The sequence below is a fragment of the Phenylobacterium composti DSM 19425 genome (genome assembly GCF_059568645.1).
On sequence record NZ_JCANTT010000011.1, the window covers coordinates 493,659 to 511,520 of the forward strand.

Consider the following 17,862-nt stretch of genomic DNA (forward strand, 5'->3'; position numbering starts at 1 on the left):
GTCTTCCGTAGTCTAGCTGACGCCGGCCTCGGCCTTCAGTTTCTGCACCATTTCGGGCGACAGATAGCCGTCGGCCACCAGGCCGCGGGCCTTCTGCCAGGCGCGCAGGGCCGTGCGGGTGTTCATGCCCACCACCCCGTCGGGTGTTCCGGCGTTGAAGCCCAGGGCGTTGAGGGCCCGTTGCGCGGTCATCCGGTCAACCAGCGCCAGCGGCTGCTCCTGCGGCCAGGGGCGCACGACGCCGCCGGAGCCCAGGAAGCTGTCCGCCAGCATTCCGACCCCGAGGGCGTAGGCCAGGCTGTTGTTGTACTTGCGGATGGCGAAGTGGTTGGGGAACAGCAGGAAGAGCGGCCCCTTGGCGCCCGCAGGCGCCACCAGCTGGGCCTGGGCCTGTTGGTCGGCCTCGGCCCAGGGCTGGCCATCGGCGCGGACGACGCCGCGCGCGGCCCATTCCACGGGCGTCAGCCTGGGGCCTTCGGTGAGGCTATAGTCGAAGCCTTCGGGGACGGTGACCTCCCGGGCCCAGCTCTGGCCACGCACCCAGCCGCCTTTGGCCAGCAGGTTGGCGGCCGAGGCCAGGGCGTCGGCGCGCGAGCCCCAGATGTCGCGCCGGCCGTCGCCGTCGAAGTCGACGGCGGTTGAGAGGAAGGTCGAGGGAATGAACTGGGTCTGGCCCATGGCCCCGGCCCAGGAGCCCTTCAGGCGCGAGCGCGGATGCTCGCCCGACTGGATGATCTTGAGCGCCGCGATCAGCTCGCCCTCGGCCCAGGCCCGGCGGCGGCCCTGGGCGGCCAGGGTGGCCACCGAGCGGATCACGTCCATGTCGCCCTGGATGGCGCCAAAGCTGCTTTCCAGCGCCCAGATGCCGATCAGGATCTCGCGGGGGACGCCGTAGCGCTCCTCGATGGCCGGAAATTCGGTCACGTCCGCCCGGCGCCGCTGGCCCACGTCCGCCCGATCGGCCGTCACCACGCCCTTGAGATAGGCGCTCACTGGCCGGGAGAATTCGGGCTGGCGGCTGTCGAGGGCGGCCACCCGCGGGTCGGGCGTGAGGCCGGCCATCTCGCGCTGCAGGACGTCGGGCCGAATCCCCGCAGCCAGGGCCCGGCCCTGGAAGTCCGCGGCCCAGGCGTCGAAGATCATGTCGCCCGAGGCCGTGGGCGGCGTCACCGAAGGCGCGGGGGATGGCGCAGGCGCAGGCGCGGGCGCCTCCGCGGGGGGCGGTTCCGGGGCGATGTCGGGCGGGAGCGGCCTCTGCGGGCTGGCGCAGCCGGCGAGGACATAGAGGGCGAGCAGGTAACGACGACGCATCATTGGATATCTAGTCCGGGGCGGGCCAAGCCCCAATCACAACGCCGTCAGGTTGACGAAAGCCGCCTGCCCCCGTATATGCGCGCCCTCCTGTTGAAACCGGGGCCTCACCGCCCCCCAGATGTATACGGTCATGAAGGTCAGAAGCTCGCTCAAGTCGCTCAAGACGCGCCACCGCGACTGCAAGCTCGTGCGCCGTAAGGGCCGCATCTACGTCATCAACAAGACCGACCCGCGCTACAAGGCCAAGCAAGGCTAAGCAGGCCGGGCGCGCCGGAGGCTCGTGAGCGAGCCTCGGCTGTGTCTTGTGCGCGACGCGCGCACGCTCCACGCCAGGAGTTTCAAGGAACCGGCCGATCTGGACCGGTTCCTTTGGCATGTCTGCATCATGGGTTCGGCGCCGCCGCCGAGGCCGTCAGACCCCGTTGCGCACCAGGTCGAAGAATTCCTGCCGGGTGCGGGGATCGTCCCGCACCTCGCCCAGCAGGTGGCTGGTGGTGAGCCGCGAGCCCGGGGTGTTCACCCCGCGCATGGTCATGCAGGAGTGTTCGGACACGATCACCACGCCCACGCCCTTGGGATCGAGGATGTCCTGGATGGCCTCGGCGATCTCGGCGGTGAGTTTCTCCTGGATCTGCAGGCGGCGGGCGAAGCCGTGCACCACCCGGGCGAGCTTTGAGATGCCGACCACGCGGTTGCGGGGCAGGTAGCCCACATGGGCCTTCCCGAGGAACGGCAGCATGTGGTGCTCACAGAAGCTGACCACCCGGATGTCCTTCAAGATCACCAGCTCGTCGTAGCCGCCCACCTCGTCGAAGGTGCGCTGCAGATATTCCCGCGGATCGGTTTCGTAGCCGGAGAACAGCTCGCGGTAGGACTTCACGACCCGCTTGGGAGTGTCGAGCAGGCCTTCCCGGTCGGGATCGTCGCCGGCCCATTCGATGAGGGTCCGGACCGCCGCCAGGGCTTCCTCCTCGGTCGGGCGCCGCTTGCCTTCGGACATGTCAGAACCTTCCGCGTCGATGCGTCTCAACGGACAGGTTCTAGTCGAGGTTCATGCCTGCATGACAGTCCCCTCGCGGGCCGCTAATAGACCGCGCCTTCCCTGCCGCCCTCGACATGAGATAGAGCTTAGCCATGGCTGACGACGCTTCCGCCCATTCCGACGTGCTGAACGCCACCGCCCAGGGGCAGCTGAAAAGCATCATCGAGCGCGTCGAGCGCCTGGAGCAGGAGAAGGCCGAGATCGCCGAGCAGATCAAGGAAGTCTTCGCCGAGGCCAAGGGCAACGGCTTCGACGTGAAGGTCCTGCGCAAAGTGATCCGCCTCCGCAAGCAGGACCGCGCCAAGCGGCAGGAGGAAGAGGCGATCCTCGAGCTCTACCTCTCGGCGATCGGAGAGATTTGAAGCGCAAGGCGCCCCTCTCGCCTTACGAGGCCCAGAAGGCGGCCGCCAAGCGCGCCGCCCTCAACGCCCTCAAGCGCGCCCGCCGGACCGCCGACAAGGCGGGCGTCACGCTCTCCGACTGGGAGGGCGAATTTCTCGGCAGCGTCGCTGAACGCGTGAAGACCTACGGCCGCGCCTTCGCCGATCCCGAGAAGGGCGCGCCGGGTCAGGCCCTTTCGGTCATGCAGACCGTCAAGCTCAAGGAAATCGCCGCCAAGGCGAAGGGTGAGAAGAAGGGGCTTCAGCGCAAACCGTTCAAACGCAGGCGAACCTCGGATGACTGAACGTCCGGCGCTGGCCGCCGCCGTCCTGCTGCTCGCCCTGAGCCCGCTGCCGGCGCTCGCCCAGACCTGCCGCCTTCCTGACCGCATACAGCCCGCGCCGGCCAAGCCGCCGCCGAAGGGCGAGGTCTCGAAGACCCGGGCCGACCATCATGTGCTGGCCATCAGCTGGTCGCCCGAGCACTGCCGCACGAGCCGCGATCCGCTTCAGTGCCGGGACAACAGCTTCGGCTTCGTCCTGCATGGCCTTTGGCCGAGCGCCCGGAGCGGCCCCCATCCGCGCTACTGCGCCGCCGCCCCGCCGCTGGCGCCGGCCACCGTGCGCCGGCATCTGTGCATGACCCCGTCGGTCGATCTGCTGCAGCACGAATGGGCCGCGCACGGGACCTGCGGCTGGACGAGCCCCGAGGCCTATTTCCAGCAGGCGGCGAGCCTGATGCGCGGCTTGCGGCTGCCTGATCTGCCCGGGCGGAGCATGACCGCCGGAGAGCTGCGGGGCCTGTTCGTGGCGGCGAACCCCGGGCTTCACCGGAACGCCATCCGCATCAAGGTGACGAGCGGCAACCGCTTCGAGGAAGTGGGGATCTGCTACGACCTGAAATACCGGCCCATCGCCTGTCCCACGGGCGTGGGAACGCCCGACAAGGTGGTGATCCGGGTGACGCCCCGGGCGGGCCAGAGGGCGCCGGCGCGGAACGGCTAGGCGGCCTCGTTGGCCTCGCCGCCCTTGATCAGGTTCTCCAGCCCGTTCTCGCGGACCTTCCGATAGAGCGTCGAGCGGCCGATGCCGAGGCGGCGGGCCACCTCGCTCATGTGGCCGGCATAGACCTCGATGGCGTGCTGGATGAGGTCGCGCTCGATTTCCTCCAGGGGGCGGATATGCCCCTTGTGGTCGAGGATGCGCACCGGGCTTTCCGGAACCGGCAGGGCCGCGGCGAGCTCGGCGGCCGAGGGGACCGACGCTGGCGCCGGCGCCGACGCCGCCTCGGGCGGCGGCATGGCGATCCCCGAGATGGCCGGGAAGTCGTGCGGCTGCAGATAGGGGGCGTCGGCCAGCACGATGGCCCGATAGACGGTGTTCTCCAGCTGGCGGACATTGCCCGGCCAGTCGAAGGCGGTGAGGCAGGCCAGCGTCTCCGGGCTCGCGCCGACCACGGCCTTGCCTTCCTCCACATTGAAGCGGCGGATGAAGTGGTCGACCAGCGCCGGGATGTCCTCCTTGCGCTCGCGCAGGGCCGGCGCCTCGATGGGGAAGACGTTCAGGCGGTAATAGAGATCCTCGCGGAAGCGGCCTTCGGCCACGGCCTGGGACAGGTCGCGGTTGGTGGCCGAGACGATGCGCACGTCCACCTTCACCGAACGCTTGGCGCCGATGGGATCGATCTCGCTCTCCTGCAGGGCGCGCAGAAGCTTCACCTGCATGTCGAGGGGCAGTTCCCCGACCTCGTCGAGGAACAGGGTGCCGCCGTTGGCCTCCTGGAACTTGCCCAGATGCCTGTCGGTGGCGCCGGTGAAGCTGCCCTTCTCGTGGCCGAACAGGATGCTCTCGACGAGGTTCTCGGGAATGGCGCCGCAGTTCACCGCCACGAACGGCTTGCCGGCGCGGTCGGACGAGCCGTGAACGGCCCGGGCGATGACCTCCTTGCCGACGCCGCTCTCGCCCGTGATCAGGATCGGGATGCCCGACTTGGCGGCCCGCTCGCCCAGGCGCTTGACCATGACCATGGCGGGCGAGGCGCCGATCAGATCGTCAAAGGTGGTGCGGCCGCTCGCGTGCTTCTTGAGGCGGTCCACCTCGCCCTTCAGGGCGCCCATGGACAGGGCGTTGCGGATCGAGACGATGATCCGTTCGGGCGAGGCGGGCTTGACGAAAAAGTCGATGGCGCCGGCCTGCATGGCCTGCACCACGGTGTCGATGCCGCCCGTGGCGGTCACCACGATCACCGGCTGGGTGAAGCCGCGGGCGCGCATCTCCGCAAGCGTGTCCTGCCCAGAGATGCCCGGCATCACGAGGTCGAGCAGCACCACGTCGGCCGCCCCGCCGGACGCCAGACGCGCGATCGCCTGGTCGCCGGACTCGGCGTGCGCGACCGCGAAGCCCTCGCGTTCCAGGACGGCCTGGATCAGTCGGCGTTGCGTGGGGTCGTCATCGACGACCAGGACCGTTTTGGCCATGAAAACACCCACCCCATTCGGCTCGGGCGACCGTTCTGGACGACACCGTTGTTGTCCCCGTTTGATACAGGGCAGGGGTAAAGGCGGGGTTTCGCAGACCTGAGTCGGAGGTTAACGGCGCCCGGGTTATCCGACCGGCGCCAAGGTGGCCTTTGGCGTCGGCTCGGGCAGGGCGAAGCGGCGCAGGAAGGCCTGGACCAGCGGGCCGATGGCCAGGGCGTAGACCACAGTGCCGACGCCCACCGTCCCGCCCAGCATCACGCCTGCCGCCAGCACCGTCAGTTCGATGCCCGTCCGCACCCGGCGCAGGGGCCAGCCGGTGCGGCGGGCGAGGCCCGTCATCAGCCCATCCCGCGGGCCGGGGCCGAGGCCCGCCCCGATGTAGAGGCCGCCGGCGAGGCCGTTCATCAGCACGCCGACGACGAGGAACAGGACCCGCAGTGGGGAGCCGTCGATGTCGGGGATCAGCGGGGCCGTGGCGTAAACCGCCAGGCCGATGACGATGACATTGGCGATCGTGCCGACGCCCGGCTTCTGGCGCAGGGGAATCCACAGGAGCAGCACCAGGGCGCCGATCAGGCAGACCACCAGGCCGAAAGACAGCGGCGTCTTTCCGGTGACGCCCTCGTTCAGCACGCCCCAGGGCTCAAGGCCGAGGCCAGCCTCCAGCATCACCGAGACGGAGAAGCCGTACAGCGCGAGGCCGGCGAACAGCTGGATCAGGCGGCGGATCATCATCGTCAGCGAAGTGGGCTCAACTGGCCTTGGAATAAATGGCCAGTTGGCGTAGCGTGGCCACATGTCTCCTCGCCGCATCCGGGCAGCTTCCCTCACGCGCCTGCTGGGCGCGTGGCGGAGCGATCAGTCCGGCCCCGCCTATCGCCAGCTGGCCGACGGTCTGCGCCTGCTGATCCTTGACGGGCGACTGCCCCTGGATGTGGTGCTGCCTGGCGAGCGGGAGCTGGCGGCGGCCCTGGAGGTCAGCCGCACCACGGTCACCGGCGCCTTCGCGCGTCTGCGCGAGCAGGGATTCCTACAGAGTCGTCAGGGCGCGGGGGCGCGCACGCGGCTGCCGACGGGGCCGGGCCAGCGCGACGCCGGGCCACTGATCCGCCCCAGCGAGCCGGGCGTGATCGACCTCATCGTCGCGGCCATGCCGGCGGGGGAGTTCGTGCATCAGGCCTATGCCAAGGCCATCGAGGCGCTGCCGGCCCACCTGCCTCACCATGGCTACGAGCCGGTGGGCCTGCCGGTCCTGCGCGAGGCCATCGCCGACCGCTACACCCGCCGGGGCCTGCCGACCGCGCCGGATCAGGTGCTGGTGACGCACGGCGCCCAGCATGCCTGGGCCCTGATGCTGCGCCTGCTGACCGGGCCGGGCGACCGGGTGGTGATCGACCACCCCACCTATCCCAACGCCATCGACGCCATTCTGCGGGCCTCTTGCCGGCCGGTGCCCGTGAGCCTGCCGCCGGGCGAAGGCTGGGACGTTGAGGGCGTCGTCGCCGCCTTCCAGCAGAGCGCGCCGCGTCTGGCGCATCTGGTGCCGGACTTCCACAACCCCACCGGCCGCTGGATGGATTTCGCCGCCCGGGAGGCGATCGCCGCGGCCGGTGCCCGGACCCGCACGGTGGTGGTCTTCGACGAGACCATGCTCGATCTGGCGCTGGATGGCCTTCGGGCCTCCTACGGCTTCGCCGAGCCGCCGGGCTCGGTGGTGCGACTGGGGTCCACGGGCAAGAGCTTCTGGGGCGGGCTGCGGATTGGCTGGATCCGGGCCGAGCCTGACATGATCGCCGCCCTCGGCCGGATGCGGGCCTCCATCGACCTTGGCACCCCGGTGCTGGAGCAGCTGGCCGCTGCGGCCCTGCTGCAGGACGACGAGGCGGCGCTGGCCGCGCGTCGTGCGGACTTGCGGGCGCGCCGGGACCTCCTGGTGAAGCTGGCGGCCGAGCGGCTTACGGACTGGCGGGTGAGCCCGCCGCCGGGCGGGCTGTCGGTGTGGGCCGAACTGCCGGCGCCGGTGTCGAACGCCCTGGCGGCCACCTGCGAGCGGCATGGCGTGCGCATCGCCGCCGGGCCGCGATTCGGCGTGGACGGCGCCTTCGAGCGCTTCGTGCGCCTGCCGTTCACCCTGCCGTCGGAGCCCATGAGCGAGGCCATCGACCGCCTCGCCGCGGCCTACGGACGCCTGCGGCCCCAGGCGGCCCATCCCGCCGAGCCCGTGGCCCGGGCGGTGGTCTGACGCAGCGGCAGTCTTGCCGCCCCCTCCGCTGAGCGCTCTATAGTCCCGCCCAAGGCCGGTCCAGCCAATGAGACGGCCGTCGGGAGGGCGTCATGAATATCATCCGGTTCGGTCTCATCGCGGCTGCGGTGCTCAGCCTCGCCGCCTGCCAGAAGGGCGGCGTCGCGAACGTCGACGGCAAGCGGATCGCCGAGGCCGACGCCAACGGCGAGTGGCTCTCCTACGGCAAGGGCTATTCCGAGCAGCGCTTCTCGCCGCTCGACCAGATCAACACCGGCAACGTCGGCCAACTGGGCCTGGCCTGGTACGCCCAGTTCGACACCGACCGCGGCCAGGAGGCGACGCCGCTGGTGGTGGACGGGGTGCTCTACACCACCACCGCCTGGTCCAAGGTCTACGCCTTCAACGCCAAGACCGGCGAGCGGCTGTGGGCGTTCGATCCGAAGATCGAGGGCTCCAAGGCCGTCGATGCCTGCTGCGACGTGGTGAACCGCGGCGTCGCCATCTGGAAGGGCCGGGTCTATGTGGGGACGTTGGACGGGCGGCTGATCGCCCTCGACGCCAAGACCGGGGAGCAGGTCTGGTCAGTCCAGACCACCGATCCCGCCAAGCCCTACACGATCACGGGCGCGCCGCGGGTCATCAAGGACAAGGTGCTGATCGGCAACGGCGGCGCCGAGTTCGGCGTGCGCGGCTACATCACCGCCTATGACGCCGCCAGCGGCGAGCAGGTGTGGCGCTTCTACACCGTGCCCAACCCCACCGGCGCGCCCGATGGGGCGGCCTCGGACAGGGTGATGCGCGAGTTCGTCAACGCCACCTGGTCGGAGGGCGAATGGAAGAAGACCGGCGGCGGCGGCACGGCCTGGGATTCCATCGCCTACGATCCGGAGCTCGACCTCGTTTATTTCGGCATCGGCAACGGAACGCCCTGGAACCACAAGCTGCGGTCCGGCGGCCAGGGCGACAACCTGTTCGTCTCGTCGATCCTCGCCCTGAAGCCCGACACGGGCGAATACGTCTGGCACTACCAGACCACGCCGGGCGAGAGCTGGGACTACACGGCCACCCAGCATATCATTCTGGCCGAGCTGAACATCGGCGGCCAGCCGCGCAAGGTGCTGATGCAGGCGCCGAAGAACGGCTTCTTCTATGTGATTGACCGCGCCACCGGTCAGCTGATCTCGGCCAAGAACTACACCAACATCACCTGGGCGACGGGCGTGGACCTGAAGACCGGCCGGCCGATCGAGAATCCGGCCGCCCGCTACCAGGACGCCTCCACGGTGCTGCAGATCCCGGGGCCGCTGGGCGCGCACAACTGGCAGCCCATGGCGTTCAATCCCAAGACTGGCCTCGTCTATATCCCCACCAACGTCACGCCCTTCGCCTACACCGACGACAAGGGCTTCGGCTTCCGGGGCGCGGGCTGGAACACCGGCGTCGACTTCCTGACCAACGCCCTGCCCACCGACGAGGCGACGCTCAAGGCGCTCACCGCCATGATCAAGGGTCAGCTGGTGGCCTGGGACCCGGTGAACCAGAAGCCGGTCTGGACCGTCGAGCACCCCTATTTCTGGAACGCCGGCGTGCTGTCTACGGGCGGCGGCCTTGTGTTCCAGGGCGCCGCCGAGGGCCAGTTCCGGGCCTATGACGCGGCCAGCGGCAAGGAGCTGTGGGCCTATCCCACCGGCAATGGCGTGATCGCTGCGCCCATGACCTATGAGATCGACGGCGAGCAGTATGTGGCGATCATGGTCGGCGCCGGCGGCGGCGGCCAGATCTCCGCGCCGGCCTCACTGCCAGTCCGCACGCGGCTGCCCGGCCGGCTGCTGGTGTTCAAGCTGGGCGGAACGGCTCAGGCGCCGGCCTTCCCGTCGCCGCCCGAGCCGGCGCCGATCGAACTGGGGGCCCTGGAGCCGTCGTCGGGGGATGCGCAGCGCGGATTCGCCCTGTTTCACCAGAACTGCCAAGTCTGCCACGGTCCCAACGCCTCGGGCGCCTGGCTGCCTGACCTGAAGCGCTCGCCGATGCTGAACTCGGCCGAGACCTGGAAGGGCGTGGTGATCGACGGCCTCAGCGCCCCGCGCGGCATGGCGAGCTTCGCCCGCCTGCTGTCGCCGAAGGACGCCGAGGACATCCGCGCCTATGTCATCCGCGAGGCCCGCACCGCGGCGGCGGCGGAGCAGCCGGCGACCCAGGGCGCCCGCGGCCCGGCCGCCTAGCGGGGCAGGACGGCGGCGAACTGGTCGACGATCCAGTCGGCCTGGGCCCCCGTGAGGATCAGCGGCGGGGCGATGCGGATGATATGGTCGTGGGTCTCCTTGGCCAGGAGCCCGCGGCCCTGCAGCGCCTCGCAGACCTGGCGCGCGCCGCCCGCCTCGGGGTGCAGCTCCACGGCGATCATCAGGCCGCGTCCCCGGACCTCCTTCACCCCGCCCGCGTCGATGGCCGCGAGGCCGTCCCTGAGCCGTTCGCCAACCTTGGCGGCGTTCTCGATCATGCCCTCCTCTACCAGCACCCGCAGGGCGGCGCGGGCGACGGCGCAGGCGAGGGGATTGCCGCCGAAGGTGGAGCCGTGCTCGCCGGGATGCAGCACGCTCATCACCTCGGAGTTCGAGAGCACCGCCGAGACCGGGTAGAAGCCGCCGGACAGGGCCTTGCCGATCAGGGTCAGGTCCGCCTCGATCCCCTCGTGCTCCTCGGCCAGCAGCCTGCCGGTGCGCCCAAGGCCGGTCTGGATCTCGTCGAGGATGAGGATCACGTTCTCGCGGGTGCAGAGCTCCCGGGCGGCTTTCAGATAGCCGACCGGCGGGATGATCACCCCCGCCTCGCCCTGGATCGGCTCGAGCAGGACGGCGACGGTGTTGGGCGTAACCGCCGCCGCCAGGGCCGCGGCGTCCCCGAACGGCACGACCCGGAACCCCGGCGCGAAGGGGCCGAAGCCGCCGCGCGACACCGGATCGGTGGAGAAGCCCACGATGCTGATGGTTCGGCCGTGGAAGTTGTCGGCCGCGACGATGATCTCGGCGGCGCCGTCCGGCACGCCCTTGACCTCATAGCCCCACTTGCGGGCGACCTTGAGGGCGCTCTCCACGGCCTCGGCGCCCGAGTTCATGGGCAGCACCTTGTGCGACCGGGTGAGGGCGCAAAGTTCCTCGTAGAACGGGGCTAGCTGGTCGTTCCGGAAGGCCCGGGAGGTGAGCGTCAGGCGCTGCGCCTGTTGCACCATCGCCTCGAGGATCCTGGGGTGGCAGTGGCCCTGGTTCACCGCCGAATAGGCCGACAGGCAGTCGAGGTAACGGCGGCCTTCCACGTCCCAGACATAGACCCCGTCGCCGCGGGCCAGCACCACGTCGAGCGGCTTGTAGTTCCGGGCGCCGTAGAGGGTCTCCCGGGCGATGAAGCTCTGGGTCAGGGCGTTCTGCAGGGCGATGTCGTTCATCGACGTCCCTCCTATTCAGCGGCCAGGATGCGGGAGGCGGGAGCGCTCGTCCGGTCGAGCCGGAGGGTCATGCAGTAGGCGGCGCCGCCGGAGCGGATGAACGGGGCGAGGTCGATCTCGACGAGGGTGTAGCCCCGGGCCTGAAGCTTGCTCCGCAGGCTGTCCGGCGCCCGGGCCATGAAGATCCGGGAGTCCAGATTGACCGCGTTGACGCAGAAGGCCGCGGCCTCCTCGGCGGTGGCCTCGATCCGCAGGGGCTCGGGCACGCGGGCGCGGATGTCGGCCAGGCCGTCGGGCGTGAAAGCCGGCGGGTAGTAGAGCACATGGCCCCCGGCCAGCGGGCAGAAGCAGGTGTCCAGATGGTAGAAGGCCTCGGTGGCCAGATGCAGGGGCGCGACCTCCTGGCCGAAGGTCTCGCGCAGCACCTTGAGCGCGCCGCGGCTGGAGCGCGGGCCGTAGCCGGCCCAGAACAGCCCACGGTCATGATCCCAGATGGCGTCGCCGGCGCCTTCCTGGAACAGGCCTTCGGGCAGGTCGACGATCTCGGACACCACGCCCCGGGTTTTCAGGCGCTGGAACACCGAGCGGAACACTGCCTCCTCGCCTTGCCGCTCCGGATGGCGGAACCGGGCGAGCAGCACCTTGCCGTCCAGCACCACGGCGGCGTTAGCCGGGAAGACGAGGTCGGGCAGACCCTTTACCGCGCCGACGATCTCCACGTGGGCGCCGGCGGCCTGCAGGCCTTGCCTGAGCGCCTCAAAGCCGGCGCGCGCCTGGGCCGCCTGCTCGGGCGTCCAGGCGGCCGGATCCATCCAGGGATTGATCCGGTAGCTCACATCGAAACAGGCCGGATCGGTCATTACGAAGAACGGGCGACCGTCCATATGGAACCCCTCTCTTGAATGCCCGATCAGCGTGGTCTTCGGCTGCGCTAGCGAAAAGAGGCAGGACGCCCACACATCGCCGGTATTTTTGCCGGTCTGTCAGGCTATATTGGCGATATGATCGATGAGCTCGACCGGCGGCTGATCGCCCTGCTGCGCGCCGATTCCCGCACGCCCGCGGCGGTGCTCGCCAAGGCGCTGAAGGTGTCCCGGGGGACGGTTCAGAACCGTATCGAGCGTCTGGTAGCCCGGGGCGTCATCCAGGGCTTCACCATCCGCACCAAGCCCGAGATGGAGGCCAATCGCGTTCGGGCGATCATGTGCATTGAGATCGAGGGCGAGCGGGCGCGGGCGGTGGTGGCGGCCCTGCGCGGCTTTCCCGAGGTGGACAAGGTCCACTCCACCAATGGCCGCTGGGACCTGGTGGCCGAGCTGGACGTGGAGACCCTGGCCGAATTCAGCGACGCCCTGGACCGCATCCGCGAGATCGAGGGCATCGCCTCCACCGAAACCTCGATCCTGCTCGCGACGCAGAAGGCCTAGTCGCGGCCTGACCAAGGACTTCGGCGCCCTGCGTCGCCGCGTGGCGCCTCCCCTCAAGGGGAAGGATTGCCTATGTCTGTGTCCATGAACGCCCCCTTCAAGCCCGAGACCTTGCCCGAGTGGCGCCTGGACGACCTTTACGCCGGCCGCGAGGACCCCCGCATCACCGCCGATCTGCAGGCGGCCGCCGACATCAACGCCCGGTTGGTGGAGATGAAGGGCCAGTTCGTCGCCGCCCGCTCCGAGCCGAAGCTGCTGGGCGAGCGGCTGGACCTGGGCGTGCAGCTCTATGAGGACGCGACCAACGCCCTGTGGGGCGTCGGCGCCTATGCCTCGCTGGCGGCCTCGACGGCGCGCAATGACCCGGCGTGGTCCAAGTTCGAGGCAGACCTGCGTGCCCGCTCGGCGCAGATTGGGGCCGAAAGCCTGTTCTTCACCCTGGAGATCAACCAGCTGGAGGACGATGAGCTGGAGGCGGCCCTGGCGGCCCATCCGCCCGCCGCCCGCTGGCGGCCCTGGCTGCGGCGGGTGCGCCTGAACCGGCCGCATGAGCTTTCGCCCGAACTGGAGCGGCTGCTGGTGGACCGCAGCCCGGCGGTGGCCAACTGGGTGCGGCTGTCCGACGAGACCCTGGCGGGGCTGACCGCCAGGGTGGGCGGCGAGACCCTGACCCTGTCCGAGATTCTCAACCGCCTGTCCGATCCCGACGCCGGCCGCCGCAAGCAGGCCGCTCAGGCCCTGGCCAAGGCGCTGGAGCAACGCGCCCCCACCCTGGCCCTGTGCCTCAACACCCTGGCCTTCGAGAAACAGGTGGAGGATCGCTGGCGCAACTATCCGACGCCCGCCGCCGCCCGCCACCTGGCCAATGAGGTGGACGCCGACGCGGTGGAGGCTCTGGAGGCGGCGGTGGTCGAGGCCTATGAGCCTGTGAGCCATCGCTACTATCGGCTGAAGGCCAAGGTCATGGGCAAGGACGTCCTGGACCATTGGGACCGCAACGCCCCGCTGGAAACCACCCAGCCCAGAACCTACGCGTGGGATGAGGCCCGGGACATGGTGCTGGAAAGCTTCGAGGCCCTGGCGCCGAAATTCGCTGACACCGCCCGCACCTTCTTCGCCCAGCCCTGGATCGACGCCCGGCCGCGGGTCGGCAAGCAGTCGGGGGCCTATTCGCACCCGGTGACCTCCAACCGGCACCCGTACGTGTTCATGAACTACATGGGCGAGCGGCGCGACGTGCTGACCCTCGCCCACGAGCTGGGGCACGCCGTGCACCAGACCCTGTGCGCGCCGCTGGGCACCCTGCTGGCCGATACGCCCCTGACGCTGGCCGAGACGGCCTCGATCTTCGGCGAGGGGCTGGTGTTCGAACGTTTGCTGGCCGAGGCGACGCCCGCCGAGCGCCGGGGACTGCTGGCCGGCAAGATCGAGGACGGCCTCAATACGGTGGTCCGGCAGATCGCTTTCCACCGGTTCGAGACCCGCTTCCACGCCGCCCGCCAGCAGGGCGAGCTGTCGCCTGACGAGATCGGCGGCCTGTGGCTGGAGGTGATGGGCGAGAGCCTCGGCCCCGCCATCCGGCTCAACATGGGCTATGAGCACTACTGGGCCTACGTCAGCCACTTCGTGCATGCGCCGTTCTATGTCTATGCCTACGCCTTCGGGGACCTGCTGGTGCGCGGCCTGATGGAGAAGCGGCGGGAGGATCCGCAGGCCTTCGCCCCGCTCTACGAGCAGTTGCTCTCTGCGGGCGGGACCAAGACCTATGTGGAGGCCCTGGCCCCGTTCGGCCTCAACCCGCGGGAAAAGGCCTTCTGGGCCGCGGGCATGAAGCAGCTCGAGCGGCTGGTCGACGAGTTCGAGGCCCTCGTCTAGGCCGCCGCTTCGAAGGGCGCGAAGGCCAGGGGGCGTTCGTAGGGCGAGTCCGCCACGCCCAGGAGCTGCTTGAGGGTGCCGGCGCTGATGACGTCGCCTGTCATGGAGACCGCACCTCGGGCCTCGGCCTCAGCGTACCCCTCGTAGCCCATCCAGACGTGGATGAAGGTCTCGAGCTCGGCCGAGATGACGACATCCACCTCCTTGGCGTCGGGGGCCTTGAAACAGACTTCCACGTCGTCGGGGCGCAGGATGATCCACCAGTAGCGGCGGGCGGCATGGGCCTTGGGCACGCCGCGGAACTCCAGCCGCAGCACGATCTCGCGGTCCGGAAGCTGCCGCGGATCGATCTGGCGCTTCATGCTCCAGACCAGCAGGGTGGGGTCCATGTCGCCGGGGCCTAGCCGTCCCTGGCCGTAGCGCTGCCCCCAGCGGGACATCATGACGATGATGTCCCGGAAGGACTCGCCCGCCCGGGTCAGGCGGTAGAGCTTGCCCTGGGCAAGGGGCTCGGTGACCACGACACCGGCCTCCTCCAGCTCAGCCAGCCGCTGCACCAGCAGCGCCCGGGACATGGTCGGCATGCCGGCGTGCACCTCGGAGAAGCGTTTGGGCCCGAAGCACAGCTCGCGCACGATCAGCGGCGTCCACCGCTGGGCGAAAATCTCGGCCGTCTTGGCGACGGGGCAGAATTGTCCATAGCCCTTCATGCCGAAATCGTTGCTGGCAGAACGGCGTTCGACAAGTTCATTCTTCGAACTGGAGCGGAGAACGTCGTTCGGGGGATGAGGTCCGCACATTCGAGGACCCGACAATGACCACCACCACAATGACCAAAACGACGACCCCTCCGGCCGCTCAATCCGTCCGCATCGACTGGGTGCAGGCGGCGCACGAGGTCGGGCCGCAGATCGCGGCGCGGGCGGTCGAGGCCGACGCCACGGACACGTTCGTGGCCGAGAACCTCGCCCTCCTGAAGACGCGGGGCTTCCACACCGCAGGCGTGCCGGCTGAACTGGGCGGCGGGGGCGCCAGCCACGCGGAGCTGGCGCACATGCTGCGGACCCTGGCCCGCTACTGCGGTTCCACCGCGCTCGCCCTCTCGATGCACACCCATCAGGTGGCCCTGCCGGCCTGGCGCTGGCGGCGGACGCCCGAGCTGGTGGAGGGCCTGCTGAAGCGGATCGTGGCCGAGAAGCTCACCCTGGTCTCCAGCGGAGGCTCGGACTGGCTGGACGGCTCGTGCACCGCCACGCCCGTGGACGGCGGCTTCCGGATTCATGGGCGCAAGGTCTTCGCCAGCGGCGCGCCAGACGGCGATCTCCTGATGACCATGGCCGTGCTGGAAACGCCGGACGGGCCGCAGGTGCTGCACATGCCGGTCGCGCTGAAGGCCGAGGGCGTGCGCATCCTCGACACCTGGCGGACGCTCGGGATGCGGGGCACCGGCTCCCACGACCTGGAACTGGACGGGGTGCTCGTGCCCGATGCGGCGGTCTCGGTCCGCCGCCCCGCGGGCCGGTGGCATCCGATCATGCACATGGTGAGCCTGATCGCCTTTCCGCTTATCTATGCGGTCTATGTGGGCTTGGCCGAGGCGGCCCGGGGCAAGGCGCTCGACCTGGCGGCGGGGCGGAAGATCACGCCGGACCTCGAACTGACGATCGGCGAGATGGAGACGGAACTGGCCGCCGCGCGGCTGGCGCTCGAGGATATGCTGGCCTGCGCGGCCGGCGACGAGCCGGGGCCGGCCGCCACCAGCCGGATCATGACCGGCCGTACCCTGGTCGCCCGGGCCGCCATCCGAACGGTGGAGAAGGCCATGGAGGCCGCCGGAGGGCAGGGCTTCTACCGCAAGGCCGGGCTGGAGCGGATCTTCCGGGACGTCCAGGCGGCCCGCTACCACCCGCTGCAGGAAAAGGCCCAGAGCCGCCTCGCCGCTCGCCTCGCCCTCGGCCTCGACATCGGCGGCTGACGACGCTTGCCGGCGGCCGCCTCAGCCCGTCGGCAGGACGCCCCGCGGCGTGAAGTCTCCCCCGAGACCGCCCGCCGCGGGGCGTACCATCGGTTCGAGATTGCTTGCCAAGTTTCAAACGCTTGTTAGACCTGAGCGTGATGGCCAGCGAGATCACCGAAACCCAGAAGACCGAGGGCTCCAAGGAGTCCTACGACGACCGGCCGATCCACATCGACGGCCTGCCGCCTGAAGTCCGCGCGCCCCTGGCGCCATTCAAGGGCGAAGAGCCGCCGGCGCCCCAGTGGTTCCGGGACGCGATCGCCCAGGAGCCCGAGCGCAGCTTCGTCGTTTCGCACGGCACCAAGCTGGAGCTGCTTACCTGGGGCGAGGTGGGCAAGCCCGGCCTCCTGCTGGTCCACGGCAACAGCGCCCATGCTGACTGGTGGAGTTTCATCGCCCCGTTCCTGGCGAAGGACTATCGGGTGGCGGCCTTCTCCCTGGCGGGCATGGGCGAGTCCGAGTGGCGCGAGCGCTACGCCTTCACCGACTTCGCGGACGACGCCGAGGCCTGCGCCCAGGCGGCCGGGCTCTATGTGGACGGCGTCCCGCCCATCTACATCGGCCACTCGTTCGGCGGGGCCCAGGTGTTCTTCGCCGCCACCCAGAAGCCGGAGCAGATGCGCGCCGCCGTGCTGGTGGACACCGGTTTCGGCGGACCGCCGCCCGAGGTGCTGGAGGAGCGCAAGCGCCGGGCCGAGCTGCTGCGCAGCTTGCCGCCCTCCGAACGGCCCAGCCGCGTCTACGCCAGCCTGACCGAGGCCCTGGGCCGCTTCCGGCTGATGCCGCCTCAGCCGGCGGGCAATCTCTTCGTGGCCGACTTCATCGCCCGCCTCTCTCTCAAGCGTGCGCCGCTTCCCGACGGGTCGGGCGAGGGGTGGACCTGGAAGTTCGATCCGGACATGTGGGAGAAGCTGGACCGCACCGGCGCGCCTGTTGGGCCGCCTCCGGCGCCGCCGGCCGTGCCCATGACGCATATCTACGGCGCCCAGAGCCGGATCATCGCCCGCCGTCAGTCCGGGGAGCGGCATTTCCTGGGTGATCATGTGCCGGAGATCGAGATCCCCGAGTCCGAGCATCACATCATGATCGACCAGCCGCTGGCCCTCGTGGCCGCCCTGCGGACGCTGCTGGCGACCTGGCCGGCTTGAGCCGCGCGGGCGCTTCGTGTAGCACCCCCAACGAACTGACCCGCTGGAGAGCGTCTTTCCCATGGCCGGACCGGCTTCCGACTACCACCGCGGCGAAATGGACATCGCCGAGCAGACCGCCACCTACAAGCTCGTCATGGGCCTGACGAAGTGGGGTTCGCTGTATGTGGCCGCCTTCCTGCTGGCCCTGACCCTGTGGTTCTGCACCGACGCCGGCTTCCTGGGCGGCCTGATCCCGGCGGTCGTCGTCGTCGCCATCGGCACCCTGGTGCTGCGCGACAAGAAGGGCGGCGGCGCGCACTGACGCCGCTGCGCCCGGCGCGCCGATTCGGTCGCCCGGTCTTCCTATCCGGCTGAATTTGAGCGCGCCGACACGTGATGCGTGGCGGCGCGACTTGCTGTCCGCTGCTCGGCGGCCGCAGGCTATAGCGTTACTTAAAACGATCGTTTGAATTCTGCTGTTCTGCGGCTGGACAAGGCTGCGAGCGGCCC

18 protein-coding genes are annotated in these 17,862 nt (G+C 69.8%); 11 read left to right on the forward strand and 7 right to left on the reverse strand.

Going from position 1 to position 17,862, the window contains the following annotated elements; translation table 11 throughout:
• Nucleotides 1–12: 12 nt before the first annotated feature.
• Entirely contained in the window at nt 13–1,311 is a 1,299-nt protein-coding gene (locus tag BO64_RS05370) for a lytic murein transglycosylase (protein WP_496402460.1), read from the reverse strand.
• A 133-nt stretch (nt 1,312–1,444) separates the two neighbouring features.
• On the opposite strand from BO64_RS05370, the gene ykgO reads away from it, so the two are divergent.
• On the forward strand, nt 1,445–1,570 hold the full coding sequence (ykgO, locus tag BO64_RS05375) for a type B 50S ribosomal protein L36 (RefSeq protein WP_496402241.1): 126 nt from the start codon (nt 1,445–1,447) through the stop codon (nt 1,568–1,570).
• A gap of 156 nt (nt 1,571–1,726) precedes the next feature.
• Here ykgO and folE read toward each other — a convergent pair whose 3' ends face one another.
• Nucleotides 1,727–2,314 (reverse strand): GTP cyclohydrolase I FolE, encoded by a 588-nt coding sequence (gene folE, locus BO64_RS05380; RefSeq protein ID WP_496402242.1) that lies wholly within the window; start codon nt 2,312–2,314, stop codon nt 1,727–1,729.
• Nucleotides 2,315–2,448: 134 nt separating this feature from the next.
• On the opposite strand from folE, the gene gapR reads away from it, so the two are divergent.
• Genes gapR through BO64_RS05395 form a run of 3 tightly spaced genes read left to right on the forward strand, consistent with a single transcriptional unit; the run spans nt 2,449 to nt 3,741 of the window.
• On the forward strand, nt 2,449–2,718 hold the full coding sequence (gapR, locus tag BO64_RS05385) for a nucleoid-associated protein GapR (RefSeq protein ID WP_496402243.1): 270 nt from the start codon (nt 2,449–2,451) through the stop codon (nt 2,716–2,718).
• A complete protein-coding gene (locus BO64_RS05390) occupies nt 2,715–3,041 on the forward strand; it encodes a hypothetical protein (RefSeq protein ID WP_496402244.1) in 327 nt (108 codons plus the stop codon). The genes gapR and BO64_RS05390 overlap by 4 nt, the downstream gene beginning before the upstream one ends.
• Nucleotides 3,034–3,741, forward strand: a complete 708-nt coding sequence (locus BO64_RS05395; protein ID WP_496402245.1) for a ribonuclease T2 family protein — start codon at nt 3,034–3,036, stop codon at nt 3,739–3,741. The genes BO64_RS05390 and BO64_RS05395 overlap by 8 nt, the downstream gene beginning before the upstream one ends.
• Here BO64_RS05395 and BO64_RS05400 read toward each other — a convergent pair.
• Together BO64_RS05400 and yczE are read right to left on the reverse strand one after the other, a co-directional pair.
• Entirely contained in the window at nt 3,738–5,213 is a 1,476-nt protein-coding gene (locus BO64_RS05400; protein WP_496402246.1) for a sigma-54-dependent transcriptional regulator, read from the reverse strand. The two genes, BO64_RS05395 and BO64_RS05400, sit on opposite strands and share 4 nt — an antisense overlap.
• A gap of 126 nt (nt 5,214–5,339) precedes the next feature.
• A complete protein-coding gene (gene yczE, locus BO64_RS05405) occupies nt 5,340–5,951 on the reverse strand; it encodes a membrane protein YczE (RefSeq protein ID WP_496402247.1) in 612 nt (203 codons plus the stop codon).
• 61 nt (nt 5,952–6,012) lie between these two features.
• Here yczE and yczR point away from each other — a divergent pair, with 61 nt between their 5' ends.
• Nucleotides 6,013–7,458, forward strand: a complete 1,446-nt coding sequence (gene yczR, locus BO64_RS05410) for a MocR-like transcription factor YczR (protein ID WP_496402248.1) — start codon at nt 6,013–6,015, stop codon at nt 7,456–7,458.
• A 92-nt stretch (nt 7,459–7,550) separates the two neighbouring features.
• Nucleotides 7,551–9,683, forward strand: a complete 2,133-nt coding sequence (locus BO64_RS05415) for a PQQ-dependent dehydrogenase, methanol/ethanol family (RefSeq protein WP_496402249.1) — start codon at nt 7,551–7,553, stop codon at nt 9,681–9,683.
• Here the strand turns inward: BO64_RS05415 and rocD are convergent.
• Both rocD and BO64_RS05425 read right to left on the reverse strand, forming a co-directional pair.
• Nucleotides 9,680–10,903, reverse strand: a complete 1,224-nt coding sequence (gene rocD / locus BO64_RS05420; protein WP_496402250.1) for an ornithine--oxo-acid transaminase — start codon at nt 10,901–10,903, stop codon at nt 9,680–9,682. The genes BO64_RS05415 and rocD overlap by 4 nt on opposite strands.
• Before the next feature lie 11 nt (nt 10,904–10,914).
• Nucleotides 10,915–11,787: a dimethylarginine dimethylaminohydrolase family protein gene (locus BO64_RS05425; RefSeq protein ID WP_496402251.1), complete on the reverse strand. Its 873-nt coding sequence runs from the start codon at nt 11,785–11,787 to the stop codon at nt 10,915–10,917.
• 117 nt (nt 11,788–11,904) lie between these two features.
• On the opposite strand from BO64_RS05425, the gene BO64_RS05430 reads away from it, so the two are divergent.
• The gene (locus BO64_RS05430) at nt 11,905–12,330 is read left to right on the forward strand and encodes an Lrp/AsnC family transcriptional regulator (protein ID WP_496402252.1); all 426 of its coding nucleotides are present in this window, start codon (nt 11,905–11,907) and stop codon (nt 12,328–12,330) included.
• Between the two features lie 84 nt (nt 12,331–12,414).
• The gene (locus tag BO64_RS05435; protein ID WP_496402461.1) at nt 12,415–14,205 is read left to right on the forward strand and encodes a M3 family oligoendopeptidase; all 1,791 of its coding nucleotides are present in this window, start codon (nt 12,415–12,417) and stop codon (nt 14,203–14,205) included.
• Here the strand turns inward: BO64_RS05435 and BO64_RS05440 are convergent.
• A complete protein-coding gene (locus tag BO64_RS05440) occupies nt 14,202–14,915 on the reverse strand; it encodes a winged helix-turn-helix transcriptional regulator (RefSeq protein ID WP_496402253.1) in 714 nt (237 codons plus the stop codon). The two genes, BO64_RS05435 and BO64_RS05440, sit on opposite strands and share 4 nt — an antisense overlap.
• A 104-nt stretch (nt 14,916–15,019) precedes the next feature.
• On the opposite strand from BO64_RS05440, the gene BO64_RS05445 reads away from it, so the two are divergent.
• The 3 genes from BO64_RS05445 (at nt 15,020) to BO64_RS05455 (ending at nt 17,674) form a co-directional block, all read left to right on the forward strand.
• Nucleotides 15,020–16,180: an acyl-CoA dehydrogenase family protein gene (locus tag BO64_RS05445; RefSeq protein ID WP_496402254.1), complete on the forward strand. Its 1,161-nt coding sequence runs from the start codon at nt 15,020–15,022 to the stop codon at nt 16,178–16,180.
• A gap of 140 nt (nt 16,181–16,320) precedes the next feature.
• Nucleotides 16,321–17,370 carry an alpha/beta fold hydrolase gene (locus BO64_RS05450; protein WP_496402255.1) on the forward strand — a complete coding sequence of 350 codons (1,050 nt, stop codon included), beginning with the start codon at nt 16,321–16,323 and terminating at the stop codon, nt 17,368–17,370.
• 61 nt (nt 17,371–17,431) lie between these two features.
• The gene (locus tag BO64_RS05455; protein ID WP_496402256.1) at nt 17,432–17,674 is read left to right on the forward strand and encodes an aa3-type cytochrome c oxidase subunit IV; all 243 of its coding nucleotides are present in this window, start codon (nt 17,432–17,434) and stop codon (nt 17,672–17,674) included.
• The last annotated feature ends 188 nt before the right edge of the window (nt 17,675–17,862 follow it).

Excerpts from the sequence above, each read along its gene's own strand:
- gapR (WP_496402243.1), top strand. The coding sequence starts at position 2,449 with ATGGCTGACGACGCTTCCGCCCATTCCGACGTGCTGAACGCCACCGCC.
- BO64_RS05400 (WP_496402246.1), bottom strand. The coding sequence starts at position 5,213 with ATGGCCAAAACGGTCCTGGTCGTCGATGACGACCCCACGCAACGCCGA.
- BO64_RS05450 (WP_496402255.1), top strand. The coding sequence starts at position 16,321 with ATGGCCAGCGAGATCACCGAAACCCAGAAGACCGAGGGCTCCAAGGAG.
- BO64_RS05445 (WP_496402254.1), top strand. The coding sequence starts at position 15,020 with ATGACCACCACCACAATGACCAAAACGACGACCCCTCCGGCCGCTCAA.
- BO64_RS05455 (WP_496402256.1), top strand. The coding sequence starts at position 17,432 with ATGGCCGGACCGGCTTCCGACTACCACCGCGGCGAAATGGACATCGCC.
- yczE (WP_496402247.1), bottom strand. The coding sequence starts at position 5,951 with ATGATGATCCGCCGCCTGATCCAGCTGTTCGCCGGCCTCGCGCTGTAC.
- folE (WP_496402242.1), bottom strand. The coding sequence starts at position 2,314 with ATGTCCGAAGGCAAGCGGCGCCCGACCGAGGAGGAAGCCCTGGCGGCG.
- yczR (WP_496402248.1), top strand. The coding sequence starts at position 6,013 with ATGTCTCCTCGCCGCATCCGGGCAGCTTCCCTCACGCGCCTGCTGGGC.
- BO64_RS05395 (WP_496402245.1), top strand. The coding sequence starts at position 3,034 with ATGACTGAACGTCCGGCGCTGGCCGCCGCCGTCCTGCTGCTCGCCCTG.
- BO64_RS05425 (WP_496402251.1), bottom strand. The coding sequence starts at position 11,787 with ATGGACGGTCGCCCGTTCTTCGTAATGACCGATCCGGCCTGTTTCGAT.
- BO64_RS05370 (WP_496402460.1), bottom strand. The coding sequence starts at position 1,311 with ATGCGTCGTCGTTACCTGCTCGCCCTCTATGTCCTCGCCGGCTGCGCC.
- BO64_RS05415 (WP_496402249.1), top strand. The coding sequence starts at position 7,551 with ATGAATATCATCCGGTTCGGTCTCATCGCGGCTGCGGTGCTCAGCCTC.
- rocD (WP_496402250.1), bottom strand. The coding sequence starts at position 10,903 with ATGAACGACATCGCCCTGCAGAACGCCCTGACCCAGAGCTTCATCGCC.
- BO64_RS05430 (WP_496402252.1), top strand. The coding sequence starts at position 11,905 with ATGATCGATGAGCTCGACCGGCGGCTGATCGCCCTGCTGCGCGCCGAT.
- BO64_RS05440 (WP_496402253.1), bottom strand. The coding sequence starts at position 14,915 with ATGAAGGGCTATGGACAATTCTGCCCCGTCGCCAAGACGGCCGAGATT.
- BO64_RS05435 (WP_496402461.1), top strand. The coding sequence starts at position 12,415 with ATGAACGCCCCCTTCAAGCCCGAGACCTTGCCCGAGTGGCGCCTGGAC.
- ykgO (WP_496402241.1), top strand. The coding sequence starts at position 1,445 with ATGAAGGTCAGAAGCTCGCTCAAGTCGCTCAAGACGCGCCACCGCGAC.